The 2,214-nt window shown below is 73.0% G+C and carries 5 protein-coding genes; 3 read left to right on the plus strand and 2 right to left on the minus strand.

Annotation, left to right across the window (positions count from 1 at the left end; genetic code table 11):
• The first annotated feature begins 123 nt into the window (after positions 1 to 123).
• From IE249_RS06030 to IE249_RS06040, 3 genes are all read left to right on the plus strand, one after another.
• A complete protein-coding gene (locus IE249_RS06030; protein WP_189703725.1) occupies positions 124 to 288 on the plus strand; it encodes a hypothetical protein in 165 nt (54 codons plus the stop codon).
• Between the two features lie 3 nt (positions 289 to 291).
• Complete coding sequence (locus tag IE249_RS06035) at positions 292 to 564, plus strand: DUF4190 domain-containing protein (RefSeq protein WP_189703726.1); 273 nt, start codon at positions 292 to 294, stop codon at positions 562 to 564.
• Between the two features lie 90 nt (positions 565 to 654).
• On the plus strand, positions 655 to 1,089 hold the full coding sequence (locus tag IE249_RS06040) for an ATP-binding protein (RefSeq protein ID WP_189703727.1): 435 nt from the start codon (positions 655 to 657) through the stop codon (positions 1,087 to 1,089).
• Positions 1,090 to 1,113: 24 nt separating this feature from the next.
• On the opposite strand, the gene IE249_RS06045 is transcribed toward IE249_RS06040, so the two are convergent.
• Both IE249_RS06045 and IE249_RS06050 read right to left on the minus strand, forming a co-directional pair.
• A complete protein-coding gene (locus IE249_RS06045) occupies positions 1,114 to 1,575 on the minus strand; it encodes an ATP-binding protein (RefSeq protein ID WP_189703728.1) in 462 nt (153 codons plus the stop codon).
• A 161-nt stretch (positions 1,576 to 1,736) separates the two neighbouring features.
• Positions 1,737 to 2,108 carry a PRC-barrel domain-containing protein gene (locus IE249_RS06050; RefSeq protein ID WP_189703729.1) on the minus strand — a complete coding sequence of 124 codons (372 nt, stop codon included), beginning with the start codon at positions 2,106 to 2,108 and terminating at the stop codon, positions 1,737 to 1,739.
• Positions 2,109 to 2,214: the final 106 nt, after the last annotated feature.

The raw sequence follows: 2,214 nt of genomic DNA on the forward strand, positions 1-2,214 counted from the left end.
GCGGCGTGGGCAGGCGTGATGTCGGCCGTGCGGGAAACCTGTTGTCGCATGTACCCGACAACCCTGTATCCGGCGAATCCGTTTCCCCCGCGCCCCGTTCGCGCGCGAAGCGGGAGGTGAGCCGTGCTCTTCCTCGTCGCGGCACTGCTGCTGCTCGGCGTCGTCCTCGGTTCGGTGGCCTATCTGCCCTGGCCCGTCACCGTGGTCCTCGCCACGGTCGTGGTCGTGTGGCTGGCACTGTTCACCGTGCGGGAACGGCGCCGGCGTTCACGGGCGGGGAGGGCGTGAGGCATGCGGCTGACCGCACCACCCCGCAGGAACACCGGCAGGCGGGACACCGAGGGCATGGCCGTCGCGTCCTTCGTGCTCGGCCTGGTCGGCCTGGTCGTCCTCAACCTGGTCCTCGGCCCGGTCGCCATCGCGCTGGCCGTGATCGCGCTGCGCCGGGACACGCCCCGCCCCTTCCGCGCCCGGCTGGGGCTCGCCCTCGGCATCGCCGACCTGCTGATCCTGGCGGTACTGCTGGCCCTCGATCACGGTGCTTCCTGGACCGCCTTCGGCTGACGCGTAGGCTTCGCGCCCTTGGGAACAAGACTGTGGGACGCAAGTGAAGGAAAGGACGACGCCCGGCGCACACCGGGCCGGAAAGGCGAGATGGCAACCGAGCCGCATTGGGACGACACACTGGCTACCGAGGGGATTCCGAGTCGCACAGCTCGCTTCGCTGGTGAGCTGCACCACGTGACGGGTGCACGCCTGGCCGCGGAGGAGTTCCTCGACGACCTCGCGCAGTCCTCGCTGCCGGCCGCTCCCGAGCACTTCGACGACATACTCCTGGTCGTCACGGAGCTCGCCGCGAACGCCGTGCAGTACGCGCCGGGTCCCTTCGTGCTGAGCATGCGCCGGACCTTCGACGGGGTGCACGTGACGCTGAGCGACACCAGCACCACTGCGCCTGCCCCGCGTCCCTTCCACCCCAGCCGCGGTGGCGGCGGGATCGGCTGGCACCTCGTCCACACGCTGTGCGACCAGGTCAGCGTCGTGGTCAACGACCACGGCAAGGACGTGCACGTCTTCCTGCCCTGGTGAGGTCCGGTCCCGCGCGCGGCGCCCTCATCCGCCGTCCGGCAGGCCGCTCTCCCGCAGCGGCACCAGCACGCTGACGCTCTTGCCGCCGCCCTCCAGCCGGTCGACGGCGATCTCCCGGGCCAGCCGGACGATCAGCGGCCAGCCGTAACCGCTGCCGTGGTGGCCGCGCGGCAGTTCGCCCGAGCCCAGCGCGCCGCGCGGGACCACGTCGCTGCGGTCGCGCACCACGACCCGTACGCCCTCTCCGTCCACCGCCGCCTCGAAGCCCGCGAGCCCGCCGCCGTGCCGGATGGCGTTGGTGACCAGTTCGGAGACGACCAGCAGCAGGTCGACGACGTCCTCCTCGCGGGCCGTGCGCAGCGGCGAGTCCCACGTCTCGCGCACCACCGACCGCGTGTACGCGCGTGCCCCGGCCGCGCTGGTCACCGCGGCCGTGCCGGACGACCCGGCGCCGGCCTCTGCCCGCTGCCGTTCCTCGCTTCTCACCGGTCGGTCACTGCCCGGGGCACCTCCGTCGCCGCCTCGCCCGAGGACGGGCTCGCTCCTGCCGTCCGGGCCCTGCGGCCCGGCCTCCCCGGGCCGCGTCCGCGCACCCGTGGGCCGCTCCAGCATAGGAGGGCGCGCCGGGCCGGGCGCGGGATACCGGTTCAGGCGGTGGCCGCCCCGCGCGGCGGCAGCCCGTGGTAGTACGCCCCCACGCTCGTGAGGTAACCGGGGTCCCTGGTCTCGCTGTCGGTGCGGAAGCGCGGCGCCGCCTTGATCTCCGCCCGGGAGCAGGCCACCGTCACCCTCCGCTCCCCGGTGTCGATGCCGGCGACCGCACCGGCCGGCACCAGCACGCTCTTGCCGAACACCCACACCCCGGTGTCCACGACCAGGTGCCGCATCCCGGAGGGGTCCGCCTCCCGGTCCACATGGCCGACGGTCCCGTCGGTGGCGACGACCGCGAAGCCGGTCAGGTCCAGCCCCTCCGGACGGGCGACCTGCGGCGGATACGACCAGACGCTGTCGATGGTCACGCTGCTCCTTCCTCCCCTGGCGAACGGGTCACGAACGGTTCACGAAAGGGTTCTCACCGCACCAACTACCCTGCGGTGACAGCCGCATTCGGCGCCGTCCGGCCCC

This window comes from Streptomyces anandii JCM 4720, from assembly GCF_014650655.1.
GTDB classification, from domain to species: Bacteria; Actinomycetota; Actinomycetes; order Streptomycetales; family Streptomycetaceae; genus Streptomyces; species Streptomyces anandii.